Source organism: Hyalangium gracile (assembly GCF_020103725.1).
GTDB lineage: Bacteria > Myxococcota > Myxococcia > Myxococcales > Myxococcaceae > Hyalangium > Hyalangium gracile.
Genome location: NZ_JAHXBG010000010.1, coordinates 202,079 through 218,099, shown reverse-complemented (window position 1 = coordinate 218,099; position 16,021 = coordinate 202,079). Strand labels below are relative to the sequence as shown.

Here is a 16,021-nt window from a genome sequence, read left to right as displayed (position 1 = left end):
CCCTCAGAGAGAGTCGAGGAAGGTGAGCAGGGCGGCCCGCTCCTGGCTCGAGAGGCGCCGGACCCGCTCGCGCGCGGGCTCGGCCTCGCCGCCGTGCCAGAGGATGGCCTCCATCACCGAGCGCGCCCGTCCATCGTGCAGCAGGCGCGTGTGGCCGCTCACCTCCTGCGTCCGCCCGAGCCCCCACAGCGGAGGCGTGCGCCACTCCCGCCCGGAGGCGGCGAAGTCCTCGCGCCCGTCCGCCAGCGCCTCGCCCAGGTCATGCAGCAGCAGGTCCGTGTATGGCCAGATGCGCTGGCCGGAGAGCTCCGGGTAGCCCTCCAGCGTGCCCGTCACCACCGAGGGCCGGTGGCACTTCGCGCAGCCCACCCGGTGGAAGACATCCTTGCCCCGGAGCGTCTCGGCCGCGTCCACGCCCTGGCGCGCGGGCACTCCGATGACGTGGGTATAAAAGGTGAGCGCCGTGAGCCTGCGCGCATCCAGCTCGGGCGTGCCCCCGTTGGGCGCGGCGAGACACTCGGCCTGGGCGGCCGTGCAGGGCTCGTCGAGCGCCAGCGGCGAGGTGATGCCCAGGTCTCCCGCCATGGCGCCCGCGTTCTGGTGCTCCAGGTCCGGCTGGTTCGCCTTCCAGCCGAAGCGCCCCAGCACCGTCTGTCCGAGCCGCTTGTTCCACACGCGGTTGGGACGCCCGGAGATGCCGTCGCCGTCCGCGTCCTCCGGATCCGCCCACTCCAGCAGGGTGGACTCCGGCACGGCGGCCAGCAGCCCCAGCCCGAACATCGGCTGCGCCATCCGGGGCGACAGGCGCGTGTCCGGATGCAGCGGGCCATGGGCCAGCTCCGAGAGCACGTACTCGGGCACCTGAAGCCCGTAGGGCTCGCCGTCCTCGAAGGTGCCCGCCCGCTCGGTGTTGCGCACCGCCACGCGGGCCTCCGGAGGGACGCTCGCCACGGCGCGCGGCTGCAGCTGATCTCCGTAGCTGGGCTCGGGAAGGGGAGCGCCTCGCGAGTCCGTGCCCGGCACGCTCAGCCGCATCAGCAGCGAGAGCGGCGGCTGGGAGGGGTCGGGCGCCGCACCGCGTCCGTTGCGCTCGTGGCAGGCCAGGCAGGAGAGGGCGTTGAAGAGCGGCCCCAGCCCGTCCCGATCCGTCCGGGCGTTGGGCGCGGCGAACCAGTCCGTCTCGAAGAAGGCCTCGCCGACGATGAACTCGGAGCGCCGCTCCAGCGTGAGGTTGGCCGCCGGGTGGGTGAAGGCGTCACGGCTCGTGTCCCGCACGGTCGTCGCGCCACCGGGCGACTCCTCGCCCGGCTCGACGAAGTCATGGCGAGGCTCCTCTGGAGGCCGAGGCTCCTCCGGCGGTGGCGGTGGGGGCCGAGCCTCCTCGGACTGGCAGGCCGCGAGCGCGAGCAGCAGCGCCAGCAGCGGCAGGAGCACGGGCCTCACGGCAGCGTGACCTGGATCGGCTCGGGGTAGGACCAGTTGTCCAGCAGATCATCCCGACCGAGGCTGCCGCGGGCGTTCCAGCCCCAGGCGAAGAGCGCCCCATCCTTCCGGATGGAGATGACGTGCGTGGCGCCCGGCGCCAGGGTGAGCAGCCCCGACAGCAGCGGGACGGAGGGCGTCGGCACGTTCACGTCCGTCTTGCCGCCATTGCCGAGCTGGCCGTTGAAGTTCTGCCCCCAGGAGACGAGCGCGCCATCCGCCCGCTGCGCGTAGCTCATGTTGCCGTTGGCGAAGATGGCGCGCGCGTCCGTCAGCCCCTTCACCTTCACCGGCATGGCGCTCACCTCGTCGGGGAACACCTCGCCGAAGCCGAGCTGGCCGCTGGCATCCAGCCCCCATGAGGACACCGTGCCGTCCGCGTGCAGCGCCAGCACGTGGTCGCGCCCCGTGGCGATGTCCACCACGTTCTCCAGCCCGGGCACCCGCGCCGGCGTGGAGTGGGAGGCGCTGTCCACGGTGCCCTGGCCCAGGTTGCCGTACGTGTTGCGGCCCCAGACCCAGACCGTGCCATTGCGCCCGAGCGCCACGGAGTGCATGGAGCCGGCGACCACCTTCACCACCTCTGGCAGCCCCACCACCGTCACGGGGTAGTCCCTCAGGCTCTCCGAGGAGCCGTCACCGAGCTGGCCCGTGCTGTTGTCGCCGAAGGCGCGCACCGAGCCATCCTCCATCAGTACCAGCGCGTGGCGGTAGCCCAGGGTGATGGCCACCGCGCCGCTCAGGCCGGCGATGCGCGTGGGGCTCCAGCGGGGCGTGAGGTCCGGCGTGCGCGGCTGCGACCCATCCGGCGGCGCGCCCAGGCCGAGCTGGCCCTGCGCATTCTCTCCCCAGGACCACACCGTGCCGTCCGCCTTCAGCGCCAGCGAGCTGTTCTGGTTGAAGGCCATGGCGGCCACGCCCTCGAAGCCCGGCACCCGCAGCGGCAGCTTCTGGTCCGCCGTCACCGCCGCCCCCAGGCCGAGCTGGCCCCGGTTGTTGCGGCCCCACGTGTAGAGCGCGCCGTCTCGCACCACGCCGCTGTGCAGCCCGCCACCGCCGCTCCGGCTGCCGAAGTGGAAGGAGGCCGTCGCCTCGGTGGTATGGCCGCTCGCATCCGTGGCGCGCAGCACCACCACGTTGGCGCCGGGGCGAGGCGTCACCTCGAGGGCGAAGGCCCCGCCAGCTCCCAGCGCCGCCACATCCACCGCCTGTCCCACCGCGCCGTTGAGCTCCCACGTGAGCGACGCCAGCCGCCGGTCATCCGTGGCCGTGCCCTCCAGGCGCACGCGCCTCACGGTGACGCTCTGGCCCTCCGTCGGCGTGAGCACCCGCACCTCCGGAGCCCGTGTGTCCGGCGCGGGCGAGCGGGTGATGCGCATCGTCGCCGAGCCCACCCCGTCGTTGCCATCCACCGCCCTCAGCCGCACCACGTGCTCGCCCTCGGCCATGGGCACCGTGAACGAGAAGGCTTGGTCGATCGCATCCAGCTCGAACGCGAGGGGCCGCGGCGCTCCGTCATCGGCCTGCCAGGTGAGCTCGCGCAGGCCGCCTCCCGCCCTCACCCGGCCAGACACCTGCACGGACTCCTCATGGAGCTCCGTGACGGGCCCAGGCGAGAACACCACGAACAGCGGGGCGACCGGCTGGGAGTGCTTCGGGGAGACGGGCGCCGGCTCACAGGCGACGAGCAGCAGCGCGGACAGGACCATCCAGGGGCGGAAGTTCATCGCCGCCGGAATATCCGAAATTGATTGTCATTATCAATTGGTCCTGGAGTCCCCAGGGCTGCGTGGCCCGGCCACCGGGAGCGGCAGCCGAGCCACGTCCTTCCAGCTCCAGGCCGCTACGCCTTGATCTGCTCCTTCTTCTCCGAGCTGCCCACGCTCACCTTGATGCGCTTGGGCTGCACCTCGGGCCGCTTCGGCAGCGTGAGGGTCAGCACGCCGCTCTTCAGGTCGGCGTTCACGGCCTCCGGGTTCACTCCCTCGGGCAGGGTGAACGCGCGGCTGAACGTGCCGTAGCTGCGCTCGTAGGTGTAGAAGCGGTCGGACTCCTCGCGCTTCTCGGACTCGCGCTTGCCGCTCACGACGATGCGGTCGCCCGTGAGCGTCACCTCGATGTCCTTCTCCTCCACGCCCGGCAGGTCCGCCTTGAAGATGAAGGCGTCCTTCGTCTCCTTCACCTCGAAGGCCGGCACGAAGGCGAGCGAGCTCTCACGTCCTCCACTGGTCAACCACTGGTTCATCAGCTCCAACGGATCCCACCCCATCAGCTCCTGCATCCGCTGGAAGGGATCCCACTCGCGGGTCCTCTGCAGACCGCTGCCACTGCTACCAGCACGACGGACAGGTAGATCAGCCATGACGGTTCCTCCTTCTCTGCTTCGCCAGGCGGCGAAGTCCCGGGGGCTCGCCGCCGTCTCACCCAACCGTAAAGCAGCATCGGAGCGGCGCAAGGCGTCGCGCTGGCGGGCGGCGGGCTGCGTGTTTCCCACGGCCGCCAGGCCCTCGAGTTGAGTAGCGGACGGGGCACCCCTCGCGTGTTCTATTCTGGTCTGCTGGCACGGCTGCCCGGCTCCGAGCCAGGGAGGGCTCGTGGCGCGGAGAGGGACCCCGTCGCTACATCCCCGTATCAGTCCCGCCGGAATGTCGGCCACTGGTCGATGCCATGGTACGTCGGACGGCGAGAGCCTTTCCCTCCAACGGAATCCCTCTAGGTTGGCCAGTCGTTGCCAGAGGACGTTCATGCCCGAAGTACTCGTCGTCGATGACAGCAAGGTGATGCGGGACATGGTGGTGGCCTGCCTGCGGCCCTACCCCGGGCTCGCCTTCACCCATGCCTCCAGCGGCCTGGAGGCCATCGAGCGGCTGTCCCTCAAGCCGTATGATCTCATCATCCTCGACCTGAACATGCCGGACATCGGCGGCATCGAGGTGGTGGAGTTCGTGCGCAGCCAGGACACGCTGCGCCACCTGCCCATCGTCATCGTCACCACCCGTGGGGACGAGGCCTCGCGCGCCAGGGCCCTCGAGGTCGGCGCCGACCGCTTCATGACGAAGCCCTTCACTCCCGACGCCATCCTCGGAGAGGTGAAGGGGCTGCTGGAGCGGGGGCGCGGTTGAGCGTCGATCTGGCGGACTTCCTCCCCGCCTACCTCACCGAGGTGGAGGAGCTGCTCGGGGCCGCGAACACCCACCTGCTGGCGCTGGAGACGGCCGCCCGGCAGCGCTCGGCCAGCCCTCGCCACGTGCGGGAGCTGTTCCGCGCCCTGCACACCATCAAGGGCCTGTCGGCGATGATCGACGTGGAGACCATCGTCTCCATCGCCCACTGGATGGAGACGGCCCTGCGTCAGGCGGACCACGCCGGCGGGCGGCTGCCCGAGTCCAGCATCGAGCCGCTGATGGAGGGCCTGCGCGCCATCGAGCAGCGCGTGCGTCAGCTCGCCCTGGGCAAGCCCATCGCGGAGGTGCCCCGGGCGCTGCTGGAGCGGCTGGAGGCCCTGGACCTCAACGCCCCGGGACGCGCCAGCACCCAGACCGCCTCCGCGAGGCTGGAGCTGGAGCCCACGCTCGCCGCGAAGCTCTCCACGTCCGAGCAGGAGCAGCTCCTGGCGGGCGTGAACGGCGGCCGCCGGGCGATCCGGCTGGACTACGTTCCCTCGGCCGAGCGCGCCGCCGCCGGCCTCACCATCAACACCGTGCGCGAGCGCCTGGGCAAGCTCGCGGAGATCGTCAAGGTCATCCCCGTGGCGGGCCCCACCTCGGGGGCGGGAAACCTCACCTTCGCGCTGCTGCTGCTCACGAGCACGGAGGACGCGGTGCTGCTCGAGGCGGTGGGCGGCCCTCCCGCGAAGGTGACGCCGCTCTCGTCCGTTCCGGCCGAGCCTGCTCCCGCCCCCGCGGCTTCGGCGCTCCCCGACGAGTCGTCCCTCTTCGAGGAGGAGCGGGCGGCCGCCGAGCCTCGCCGTGCTGGCGTGCTGCGCGTGGAGGTGTCCCGCCTGGACGAGGCGCTGGAGCGGCTGGCCGCGCTCGTCGTCAACCGCTCGAAGCTGGCGCGCGCCGTGGCGGAGCTCACCGCGGCCGGGGCTCCCACGCGCGAGCTGGTCCAGGTGCTCCAGGAGAACGCGCGCCAGCTGAGGGATCTGCGCGCCGCCATCCTCCACCTGCGCATGGTGCGCGTGGGCGACGTGCTGGAGCGCATGCCGCTGCTGCTGCGAGGGCTGCGCCGCACCACCGGCAAGCAGGCGCGGCTGGTGATGGACGTGGGAGACGCGGAGCTGGACAAGGCGGTGGCGGACCGGCTGCTGCCCGCGCTCGTCCATCTGGTGCGCAACGCCATGGACCACGCCCTGGAGCGGCCCGACGAGCGCCGCGCCGCGGGCAAGCCCGAGGAGGGCGTGGTGCGCCTGGCCTGCCATGCGCGCACCAGCGGGCGGCTCGAGCTGACCGTGAGCGATGACGGGCGCGGGGTGGATGTGGCCGCCGTGGCCGCGCGCGCCGGGGTGCCCGTGCCCGGCTCCTCCGCCGAGCTGCTGGAGCTGCTGTGCCGCCCGGGCCTGTCCACCCGCGCCTCCGCGAACGCCACCAGCGGGCGCGGCATGGGCATGGACATCGTCAAGCGCATCATCGTGGATCAGCTGGGCGGCGAGCTGAGCTTGGAGACGCAGCCCGGCAAGGGCACGACGTTCAGCCTGTGCGTGCCCCTCACCATCACCATCCTGGACGCCTTCGTCTTCGAGTGCGCCGCCCTGCGCTACGCGGTGCCGGTGAGCGCGGTGGAGGAGATCATCGAGGTGGACACCGCCCACCTCGTCCGGCCCCCGGGGCTGGGCGACGGAGGGGTGACGCTGGTGGAGCGCCGGGGCCAGGCCGTCCCGCTGGTGCGCCTGGAGCGGCTGCTGCAGCGGGATGATGGGCGCGCGGCGCCGGGGCCCAAGGCCTTCGTCGTCCGGCAGCGCGGCACGCCCGTGGCCTTCGCCGTCGACCGGCTGCTCGGCCAGCAGGAGATCGTCCTGCGTCCGCTCGAGGATCCGCTCGTCCAGGTGCCCGGGGTGGCGGGGGCCACGGACCTGGGAGATGGTCAGCCCACGCTGGTGCTGGACCTGCCCGCGCTGGGCGCGGCACGTGGAGGCGCTGCCCGCGCGGAGCGCCCGGCGCAGAGAGGAGGCGTGGCATGAGCACGCTCCACGTGGTGTTCAAGGTTGCGGGGGCCGAGTACGCCATCCCCGCCTCCGAAGTCCTGCAGATGGAGTCCTTCACCGGGGCCACGCCCGTGCCCGGAGCGCCCCCGCATGTGGCGGGGCTGGTGCAGGTGCGAGGCCGGGTGGTGCCGGTGGTGGATGCCAGGGCGCGCTTCGGCATGCCGGCCGCGGAGCGGACGCTGGACTCGCGCGTGGTGGTGGGCCAGCTCGGCACGCGCACCGTGGGGCTGCTGGTGGACAGCGCCCGCGAGGTGATGAAGCTGGCGCCCGAGCAGCTCCAGCCGCCGCCCCCGCTGGTGGCGGAGCAGGCGCGAGGTTTCGTGAAGGCCGTGGCCCAGCTCGGCCCGCGGCTGGTGATGCTCATCGATTTCTCCCGAGTCATCGGGGAGGAGAAGGTTCATGCCGACTGAGAACGTGAATGCCGCCCAGGCGGTGGAGGATCCCCGAGTGCTCGCCGAGAGCGCCTCCCGCTCGGTGCAGGAGAGCGCCGGGGTGCTGCAGACGGTGGAGCAGCTCGCCTCGCGGCTGATGGCCAACGGCAACGAGCAGGCCGCCGCCAGCGAGCAGGTGCGGGCCTCCATCGAGGCCGTGGCCGCCAGCGTGGAGGAGACCTCCGCCTCGGTGCAGGCGCTGGTGCGCTCGCAGCGCGCGGTGAGCGAGTCCGCCCGGAGCGTGCAGCAGGAGGTGGAGCAGACGGCCGGGGCCATCCAGGAGCTGACCGCCTCCATCGGCGCGGTGCGCAAGGACGGGGCCGCCCTGTCCACCTCCGCGGACAACATCGCGGCCACCCTGGAGCAGACGGCCCGCTCCGTGAAGGGCGTGAGCGCCAGCGCGGAGGACCTGGCCGCCGCCAGCGAGGAGCTGCTGGCCACGATGACGCAGATGAACGCCACCGTGACGGACGTGGTGGCGCGCAACCAGACCAGCGCCTCCGCCGCCGAGCAGGTGGCCGCCACCATGGAGGAGATGTCCAAGGGCATCACCCGGCTGGCCACGGACGCGCAAGGGGTGGGCGAGCGCGTGGCCACGGTGACCACGGCCGTGGTGGGCATCGGCCGGGCCCTGGGCGAGGTGTCCCGGGACGCCACCAGCATGGCCGCCAGCGTGGAGGAGACGGCCTCCACCACCGAGGAGGTGGCCCGCTCCGTGCGCGGGGTGGCCGAGCACGCTCGCACCCTGGAGGCGTCCGCCACCTCCACCGCCTCCACCGTGACGGAGGTGGCCGCCAGCGTGGAGGAGGTGGCCGCCACCGCGGAGAAGAACGCCGCCACCGTGGACGCCAACGCCGCCACCATCGAGCAGCTGGCCCGCTCCGCGCAGACGGTGGCCCGGAGCGCCGAGCAGATCAACACCCTGGCCGCCGTCAGCGCCACGTCCTCCGGCCAGCTGGAGACGTCCACGCGGCGCATCGCGCAGATGGCCGAGGAGGCGCGCGCCACCGGTGAGCGCGTCAGCACCACCGCCCGCGAGGGTGGCGCCACCGTGGCCCGCTCCATCTCCGGCTTCACCCGCATCCGCCAGTCCATCACCGAGTCCGCCGGGGTGATGAAGGAGATGGGCCGGCGCGCCGAGGAGATCGGCGACATCGTCCAGACGATCAACCTCATCGCGGACCGCACCAACCTGCTGTCGCTCAACGCCAGCATCGAGGCGGCGCGCGCGGGCGAGCACGGGCGCGGCTTCGCGGTGGTGGCCGAGGAGATCCGCGCGCTGGCGGACCGGGCGGCGGCGGCCAGCGCGGACGTGGCGAAGATCGTCCGGGGCCTGCAGAACACGGCGCGCGAGGCGGCTGCGGCCACCGGCGACGGCGTGCGCGCGGCGGACGAGGGCGCCTCGCTGGCGGCCGACGCGGAGCGGGCGCTGGGCGCCATCCTCAAGGGCGTGGACGAGCTGGGCACGACGGTGCGCGAGGTGTCGCGCGCCACCAACGAGCAGGTGCAGGCGGTGCAGGCGCTCTCGCAGGCCACCGGCCGGGTGAGCGAGCAGGGCCGCCTCATCACCGCGTCCGCCACGGAGCAGGCGCAGGCGGCGCAGTCCCTGGCGCAGGGCGCGGCGGAGATGCGCCGCATGGCCAAGCAGACGACGCAGGCCACGGTGGACCAGGCGCGCGCGCTCCGGGACGCGGTGCGCTCCAACGGGCAGCTCGCCGCGTCCGCCGAGCAGGTGTCCCGCGCCATGCAGGAGCAGGCCTCGGCGGCCGGAGAGCTGGCGAAGACGGCCACGCAGATGCGCGCGCTGGTGCACCAGGTGAGCTCGGCGGTGGTGGCGCAGAACAAGGAGGTGGCCGGCGTGGCCGCGCTCGCGCAGGAGGTGTCGACCTTCACCCAGCGCACCCTGGCTGGCCTGGCGGAGCAGGCCAAGGCCGCCGGCGAGGTGGCCCGGGCCATGGAGGACACGCGCAAGCAGGTGTCCCACGTGGCCAAGGCCGTCACCGAGCAGGGCCGGGCGGTGAAGCAGAGCGAGACGGCCGCCCGCCAGGTGGCGAAGCTGGCCGCGGAGGTGACGCGCGCCACCGACGAGCAGAGCCAGGCGCTGACCTTGCTGTCGCGCAGCGGCGAGGAGGTGCGCCGCGTGGCGAAGCAGACGTCGCGCGCGCTGGACGAGCAGGCCGAGGTGCTCAACGCCACCACCGCCTCCTCCAGCCGTCAGGTGGCCGCCGTGTCGGCGGTGGCCAAGGCCTCCACGGAGCAGGCCGCGATGACCGAGCAGATCGCCCGCGCGGTGGAGGACATGCGCAACCGCTCCCGGGAGATCGCCGCCACCACCGCGCAGCAGGCGCGCGGCACGGCGAGCACCGCCGGGGAGGTGCGCGAGGTGACGACGCGCATCACCCAGCTGTCGCGGATGCAGGGCGAGCAGGTGGAGCACCTGACGCGGCTGAGCGGGCTCTTGAGAGGCGCGTGGAGGCCGGAGGGGAAGTCGGCCCGCGCGGTGGAGCAGGCGTGAGAGCCCCCAGCCATCCGCTGTCTCTGTCCTCGGAGGACCGCTCCCGCGTGGAGGAGGTGGAGGCGCTCGCCCGCCGTGGCGCCTCCAGCCTGGAGTTCCTCATCGTGGACCTGGAGACGCCGAGCTGGGCGGTGCGCCGCGCCGTCATCGGCGCGCTGGCGCGCATGGGCACCCCGGCCGTCGAGCCGCTGTGCGAGCTGCTCCAGCACCGGCGCGACAACGAGGCCCGCCTGGCCGCCATCGTCGAGGCGCTGGTGGCCTCCACGGGCGAGGTGGACGGGTGCGTCATCGCGCTCGGCGAGGACGCCAACCCCGCCGTCGTCTGTGACGTGGCGCAGGTGCTGGGCCGGCGCCGCAGCCGGCGCGCCGTGCCGCTGCTGGCGAAGCTGACGCTGCACCCGGACGACAACGTCGCCGTGGCCGCCATCGAGGCGCTGGGCCGCATTGGCGGCGGCGCCGCGGTGGACGCGCTGCTGGCGGCGCTGGGCAGCGGCAACTTCTTCCGCATCTTCCCCGCCATCGACGTGCTGGGCCGCTCGGGCGACCCCTCCGTGGTGCCGGCGCTGCTGGACCTGCTGGGAGACCCCTTCTACGCCACCGAGGCGGCGCGCGCCCTGGGGCGCACCGGCCAGGAGGCCGCGGTGCCCGCGCTGGTGGGGCTGCTGCAGCGGGGCACGGACGCGGTGATGCGCGTGGCGGCGGTGGCGCTGGTGGAGATCCACGAGGCGCAGGTGCAGCGCTTCGGCGGCACGCGCGTGGTGCAGACGGCGCTGCGCGTGCGCGCGAGCACCGCGGACCTGGGGCGCCGGCTGGCCCGGTGCCTGTCGGGCGCGGACGCGGCGGAGAAGGCGGCGCTCTCGCGGCTGCTGGGCTGGGTGGGCGGACCGGACGCCGCCACGGGGCTGCTGGCGCTGCTGGACACGGAGCCCACGGTGGCCCGCGCGGCGGCCAACGCCCTCATGGAGCTGGGCCCGGAGGCGGACGGCCCCATCCTCCAGGCCCTGCGCGACGGAGACAGCGCCCGGCGGCTGGTGCTGCTGCCGCTGGTGGCCCGGCGCTCCGCGGCGGTGCCGGAGGTGGTGCTGTGCCTGGAGGATAGAGACCCCACGGTGCGGTCCCTGGCCGCGGACACCCTCTCCCGCATTGGAGACCCGTCGGCCGTGAGCGCCCTCTTCGAGCACCTGGGCGACGAGGACCAGCGGGTGGCGCAGGCGGCGGTGGGCGCCATCCAGTCGCTCGGCAGCGAGCAGACGGAGGAGCTGGCCCTGGCCGCGGCGCGCTCGGCGGACCCCCGGCGCCGCCGCGCGGCCCTGCGCATCATCTCCTACTTCGGCTATCCCCGCGGGCTGGACGTGCTGCTCCAGGCCATGCGCGAGCAGGACGAGCGGCTGAGGGACGCGGCCATCTACGGCCTGCCCTTCATCGATGATCCGCGCGCGGTGGACGCGCTGCTGGAGGCCTCGCGCCACGACTCGGAGCGCACGCGCGCGGCGGCCATGCGCGCCCTGGGCCAGACGGAGAAGGAGGCGCGCGTCACCTCGTGCCTGCTGGGCGGGCTCAACGACAAGGACCCGTGGGTGCGCTACTACGCGTGCCAGTCGCTGGGGAAGCTGAACGAGGAGGCCGCCGCGGACGCCATCGTCGCGCTGGCCAACGACGACGCGGGCCAGGTGCGCGTGGCGGTGGTGGACGCGCTGGCCCACCTGCACACCGAGAGTGCCATGGCGGCGCTGCGGCGCGCGGCCGCCTCCGAGGACTCGGACGTGCGCCGCGCGGCGCTGCTGGGGCTGGGCGTCTCCAAGCGCCCGGATGCCCTGCCCGTGCTGCTCGAGGCCGCCACGCAGGGGGACCCCGCCACGCGGCTGGTGGCCCTCTCGGCGGTGGCGGAGTACGACGCGCCAGAGACGGTGACGGCCCTGCTGCGCGCGGCGGGCGACCCGGACGAGAGCGTGCGCAGCGCGGCGGTGGGCTTTTTGGCCACCCGCTCGGGGACGAGCGCCACGCAGGCGCTCGTGTCGCTGCTGGGAGACCCGGCCCTGCGTGAGCGGGTGGTGAGCGCCCTGGCGCTGCCGGCCGAGGGGCGCATCCCCGGGCTGCTCACGGCGCTGGAGGCGGCGGACGAGGCGGTGGCGCCGCTGCTGGTGGCGGCGCTGGCGCGGATGCAGCGCGCCGACGCGCGCGCGGCCCTGCTCACGGCGCTGGGCTCGAGCAGCCCCGCGGGCCGGCGCGCGGCGGCCACGGCGGTGGCGGCGCTGGGGACGGTGGAGGCGCGCGAGCTGCTCGAGAAGACCGCTGCCCAGGATGATGACCCCGAGGTCCGGCGAGCCTGTCTCCTCGCGCTGAGTCGCTGATGCCCTCGCTGCCGCTGTCCCCCCAGGTCTTCGCCATCCTCGCCGCGCTCATCGAGCAGCGCGCGGGGCTGCACTATGAGGCCGATGACCGGGAGCTCCTGGCGGACAAGGTGTCCGCGCGGGCGCTGGAGGCGGGGTTCGAGTCCCTGCTCGACTACTACTACTTCCTCCGGTACGACCCGGACGGGTCGGCCGCGCTGGACGCCCTCGTCGACTCGCTGCTGGTGCACGAGACGTACTTCTTCCGGGATCCGCTGTCGCTGGAGGTGATTGCGGACGAGGTGGCGCTCGCCGTGCGCCTGGGGCGGCGGCCGAGGCTCTGGTGCGCGGCCTGCTCCACCGGAGAGGAGCCCCTCACGCTGGCGATGATGCTCCACCAGCGCGGGGTGCTGGACAGCGTGTCCCTGCTGGCCACGGACTACAGCCAGCGCGTGCTGGAGCGGGCCCGGACGGGCGAGCACAACCTGCGCTCGATGCGGGCGCTGCCCGTGGGCATCGAGGGGCGCTACCTGGACGTCGTGGACGGTCGGCCGCGCGTCCGCGCGGAGCTGGTGGCCGCGGTGGACTGGCGGCGGGTGAACCTGGTGGACGCGGAGGCCATCTCCGCGCTGGGCACCTTCGACGTCATCTTCTGCCGCAACGTGCTCATCTACTTCCAGGACGAGACGGCGCGTCGCGTGGCGGAGTCGCTCACGCGCGCGCTGGTGCCCGGCGGCAGCCTGGTGGTGGGCACCTCCGAGTCCCTGCTGCGCTTCGGCACCGCGCTCAACTGCGAGGAGCGGCGGGGCGCCTTCTTCTACACCCGTCCGAAGGAGGGACCGTGACGGACGTACCCATCCGCGTGCTCGTGGTGGACGACTCGGCTTTCGCGCGCAAGGTGCTGCGGCAGGTGCTCTCCGCGGCGGCGGGCATCACCGTGGTGGACACGGCGCGCGACGGGCTGGATGCGCTGGAGAAGATCGCCGCCCTGAGCCCGGACGTGGTGACGCTGGACCTGGTGATGCCGGGCCTGGACGGGCTGGGGGTGCTGAAGGCGCTGGCGGGAGCGGCCTCGCCGCGCGTGGTGGTGGTGAGCAGCGCGGGCGAGGAGAGCGAGCTGGCGGTGGCGGCGCTCCAGGCGGGGGCGGTGGAGCTGGTGCACAAGCCCACGGCGCTGGCCACGGACAGGCTCTACGAGCTGGGCGCGGAGCTGGTGGCCAAGGTGCGCACGGCGGCGGGGGCTCGGGTGCGCACGGCACCGGAGCCTCGGCCGGCGGAGAAGCCCATGGCCTCGCCGCAGACGGAGCTCGCGCGGCGGCTGGTGGTGGTGGGCACCTCCACGGGAGGCCCGGCGGCGCTCACGAAGCTGCTGCTGTCGCTGCCCGCGGACTTTCCGGCGCCGCTGGCGTTGGCGCTGCACATCCCCGCGGGCTACACGGAGGCGCTGGCGCGGCGGCTCGACACCTACAGCCCGCTGGAGGTGCTGGAGGCGGCGGATGGCCTGGCGCTGAGGCCCGGGCGGGCGGTGCTGGCGAGGGCGGGCATGCACCTGCGGGTGGAGCGGGACGGAGAGCAGGCCCGGGTGCGGCTGAGCCGGGCGCCGCTGCAGGCCCCCCATCACCCGTCGGTGGACGTGCTCTTCGAGAGCGCGGCGGCGGGCTGGGGCTCGGACGTGGTGGGCGTGGTGCTCACGGGCATGGGGGAGGATGGGCTGGCGGGCGCGCGTGCCATCCGCCGGGCGGGGGGACGCGTGCTGACGGAGTCGCCCGAGTCCTGCGTCGTGTACGGCATGCCTCGGGCGGTGGCGGAGGCGGGCCTCTCGGATGACAGGGCTCCGCTCGACGAGATGGCGGCGCTCATCGAGCGCTACGTGCGGTGAGCCGGAGCAGGCTCGAAGGGCGGGTGGGGGGCGGCTGACCCGCTGCCTGCCCCTGGCCCGTTCCGCCGAGCGTGCGCCCGTTCGTGGCCGCGCCGCGTCGAGCCGCCGCGCGCCTGATGCGTTCCAGCGCATGAAACACTGGATTGTGTTGCACCCGATGAATGGGTACTCCACTTATGGTAACAGCTACCGCTGCGGGGATGCTCATCGCTGCGGGCACTCGAGAGGGGGGCTGGCTCGACACCCGCTGTTTTGTGCCCCATTCATATGAGTTTCTCAGAGCGCTACATCGTCTGGGTCGTGGATGACAGCCCCATGGAGGCCGCCGCGATTCAGCGCTCCCTGGCGGGCTCCTGTGACGTCGCGGCCTTTCGCGACGGGCCCTCCTTCCTCGAGCGGCTGTCGCTGGGGTCCCTGCCGGATGTCGTCGTGCTCGACTGGATGTTGCCTGGCTCATCGGGGCTCGATATCTGCCGCTTCGTGCGCCAGCAGTGGGACGCTGCAAAGCTGCCGATCCTCCTGCTCACCGCGCGAGACACCAGCGCGGACATCGTCGAGGGCCTGTCCGCTGGCGCCAACGACTACCTCGCCAAGCCCTATGCCGCCGCGGAGCTCGCGGCCCGAGCCAACGGGCTGGCGCGGCTGCGCCGCAACCACCAGCGGGCGCTCCGGGCCGAGGCCGAGGTGCGCGAGCGCGAGCTGCAGTTCCGCCGGCTGGCGGAGAACCTCCCGGACGTGGTGTCGCGCTTCGATACCCAGCACCGGCACCTCTACGTCAGCCCGGGCATCACCCGCCTCGGCGGCATCCCGAGCTTCCACTTCATCGGGAAGACGAATGCCGAGCTCGGCATGCCGCCCGAGCTGGTCCAAAGCTGGAGCGCCGCCATCGACACCGCGCTGGGAGGGAGCGAGACGTCGATGAGCTTCGACTTCGTGGCCGCGGACGGACTGCGGCGCCACTTCCACTCCCGCCTCGTCCCGGAGCGGGATGAGCAGGGGCAGGTGACGTCGGTGCTGTGCATCGCGCGAGACGTGACGGCGCAGGTCCGCGCGGAGCAGGCCTTGCGTGAGAGCGAGGAGCGGCTGCGGCTGGCCATCGCGGCGGGAGACATCGGGACGTGGGACTACGACGCCAGGCGCCGCGAGCTGACGTGTGACAGCCGCTCCCGGGCGCTGCTGGGCCTGCGAGCCGAGCAGGCCCTGGATCGCGCGTCCCTGAGCGCGGCGCTGCACGCCGAGGATCGCCCGCGCGTCATCGCGAACATCGAGTCCACCCTGGCCGCCCCGGGGCAGGCGGTGTACCAGGACGAGTTCCGCACGGTGGGAGCGGAGGATGGGGTGGAGCGCTGGGTGGCGGTGCAGGGCCGCATCCTCCGGGATGCGCGGGGCGCGGCGGAGCGCTCCGTGGGGACGCTGCGGGACATCTCCGAGCGCAAACACCAGGAGCAGGAGTCCTCCCGGATGATGGAGCTCGAGCAGCGGTTGGTGGGCATCGTGGGCCACGATCTGCGCAACCCCATCAGCGCCATCTCCTTCGCGACGACCCTGCTCTCGCAGCGCTTGAGGGATCCGGAGCTGCTGCGCAAGGTGCATGTCATCAACGCCGCGACCGAGCGCGCCAGCCGCATCATCCGGGATCTGCTCGACCTCACCCGGGCGCGGCTCGGGGGAGGGATTCCCATCCAGCCGCAGCCGTGTGATCTGCACGCGATCATCCTCCAGGTGGTCGAGGAGCATCGCGCCGCGCACCCCGGGCGCGACATCCACCTGAAGCTACCGGAGTCCCTGCAAGGGGTGTGGGACGCCGCGCGGCTGGCCCAGGTGGTGGCCAACCTGGTGAGCAACGCCCTGAACCACAGCCCCGCCGGCAGCCCCGTGGACGTGAGGGTCGAGGCCCGCGAGGGTGAGTGCGTCCTGAGCATCCACAACCAGGGAGCGCCCATCTCGGCGGAGCTGCTCCCTCGCATCTTCCAGTCCTTCATCCGGGGGGAGAGCAGCGGTGGGCGGAAGTCCGAGGGGCTCGGCCTCGGCCTGTACATCGCGGAGCGGATCGTCACGGCGCACAGTGGGCGGATCCTCGTGTCCTCGATGGACCCTCACGGCACGACCTTCAGCGTGCACCTGCCGTGGCGCGCGCACGGCCTTCAGGCGGGGTGAGCTTCCGCCGGGAGTGCCGGACGC

The 16,021-nt window shown here is 73.2% G+C and carries 11 protein-coding genes; 8 read left to right on the top strand and 3 right to left on the bottom strand.

What is annotated here, in order from left to right; all coding sequences use genetic code 11:
* Window positions 1-3: 3 nt before the first annotated feature.
* The 3 genes from KY572_RS21980 to KY572_RS21970 form a co-directional block, all read right to left on the bottom strand.
* Window positions 4-1,443: a di-heme oxidoreductase family protein gene (locus tag KY572_RS21980; protein ID WP_224244874.1), complete on the bottom strand. Its 1,440-nt coding sequence runs from the start codon at window positions 1,441-1,443 to the stop codon at window positions 4-6.
* A complete protein-coding gene (locus KY572_RS21975) occupies window positions 1,440-3,209 on the bottom strand; it encodes an RCC1 domain-containing protein (protein ID WP_224244873.1) in 1,770 nt (589 codons plus the stop codon). Before KY572_RS21975 ends, KY572_RS21980 begins: the two co-directional genes overlap by 4 nt.
* Before the next feature lie 116 nt (window positions 3,210-3,325).
* Window positions 3,326-3,844 carry an Hsp20/alpha crystallin family protein gene (locus tag KY572_RS21970; RefSeq protein WP_224244872.1) on the bottom strand — a complete coding sequence of 173 codons (519 nt, stop codon included), beginning with the start codon at window positions 3,842-3,844 and terminating at the stop codon, window positions 3,326-3,328.
* A gap of 382 nt (window positions 3,845-4,226) precedes the next feature.
* Between KY572_RS21970 and KY572_RS21965 the strand changes: the two genes are divergently transcribed.
* The 8 genes from KY572_RS21965 (at window position 4,227) to KY572_RS21930 (ending at window position 15,997) form a co-directional block, all read left to right on the top strand.
* Window positions 4,227-4,604, top strand: a complete 378-nt coding sequence (locus KY572_RS21965; protein ID WP_224244871.1) for a response regulator — start codon at window positions 4,227-4,229, stop codon at window positions 4,602-4,604.
* The gene (locus tag KY572_RS21960; RefSeq protein ID WP_224244870.1) at window positions 4,601-6,661 is read left to right on the top strand and encodes a chemotaxis protein CheA; all 2,061 of its coding nucleotides are present in this window, start codon (window positions 4,601-4,603) and stop codon (window positions 6,659-6,661) included. The genes KY572_RS21965 and KY572_RS21960 overlap by 4 nt, the downstream gene beginning before the upstream one ends.
* A complete protein-coding gene (locus tag KY572_RS21955; RefSeq protein WP_224244869.1) occupies window positions 6,658-7,095 on the top strand; it encodes a chemotaxis protein CheW in 438 nt (145 codons plus the stop codon). Before KY572_RS21960 ends, KY572_RS21955 begins: the two co-directional genes overlap by 4 nt.
* Complete coding sequence (locus tag KY572_RS21950) at window positions 7,085-9,631, top strand: methyl-accepting chemotaxis protein (RefSeq protein ID WP_224244868.1); 2,547 nt, start codon at window positions 7,085-7,087, stop codon at window positions 9,629-9,631. The genes KY572_RS21955 and KY572_RS21950 overlap by 11 nt, the downstream gene beginning before the upstream one ends.
* Window positions 9,628-11,982, top strand: coding sequence for a HEAT repeat domain-containing protein (locus tag KY572_RS21945; RefSeq protein WP_224244867.1), 2,355 nt, complete (start codon window positions 9,628-9,630; stop codon window positions 11,980-11,982). The genes KY572_RS21950 and KY572_RS21945 overlap by 4 nt, the downstream gene beginning before the upstream one ends.
* Window positions 11,982-12,806: a CheR family methyltransferase gene (locus tag KY572_RS21940; RefSeq protein ID WP_224244866.1), complete on the top strand. Its 825-nt coding sequence runs from the start codon at window positions 11,982-11,984 to the stop codon at window positions 12,804-12,806. Before KY572_RS21945 ends, KY572_RS21940 begins: the two co-directional genes overlap by 1 nt.
* On the top strand, window positions 12,803-13,840 hold the full coding sequence (gene cheB, locus KY572_RS21935; RefSeq protein WP_224244865.1) for a chemotaxis-specific protein-glutamate methyltransferase CheB: 1,038 nt from the start codon (window positions 12,803-12,805) through the stop codon (window positions 13,838-13,840). Before KY572_RS21940 ends, cheB begins: the two co-directional genes overlap by 4 nt.
* A gap of 267 nt (window positions 13,841-14,107) precedes the next feature.
* Window positions 14,108-15,997 (top strand): PAS domain S-box protein, encoded by a 1,890-nt coding sequence (locus tag KY572_RS21930; RefSeq protein WP_224244864.1) that lies wholly within the window; start codon window positions 14,108-14,110, stop codon window positions 15,995-15,997.
* The last annotated feature ends 24 nt before the right edge of the window (window positions 15,998-16,021 follow it).

What these genes read in the sequence shown, in the direction of transcription:
- KY572_RS21970 (WP_224244872.1), bottom strand. Translation starts at nt 3,844, where the DNA reads ATGGCTGATCTACCTGTCCGTCGTGCTGGTAGCAGTGGCAGCGGTCTG.
- KY572_RS21940 (WP_224244866.1), top strand. Translation starts at nt 11,982, where the DNA reads ATGCCCTCGCTGCCGCTGTCCCCCCAGGTCTTCGCCATCCTCGCCGCG.
- KY572_RS21950 (WP_224244868.1), top strand. Translation starts at nt 7,085, where the DNA reads ATGCCGACTGAGAACGTGAATGCCGCCCAGGCGGTGGAGGATCCCCGA.
- KY572_RS21965 (WP_224244871.1), top strand. Translation starts at nt 4,227, where the DNA reads ATGCCCGAAGTACTCGTCGTCGATGACAGCAAGGTGATGCGGGACATG.
- KY572_RS21975 (WP_224244873.1), bottom strand. Translation starts at nt 3,209, where the DNA reads ATGAACTTCCGCCCCTGGATGGTCCTGTCCGCGCTGCTGCTCGTCGCC.
- KY572_RS21930 (WP_224244864.1), top strand. Translation starts at nt 14,108, where the DNA reads ATGAGTTTCTCAGAGCGCTACATCGTCTGGGTCGTGGATGACAGCCCC.
- KY572_RS21955 (WP_224244869.1), top strand. Translation starts at nt 6,658, where the DNA reads ATGAGCACGCTCCACGTGGTGTTCAAGGTTGCGGGGGCCGAGTACGCC.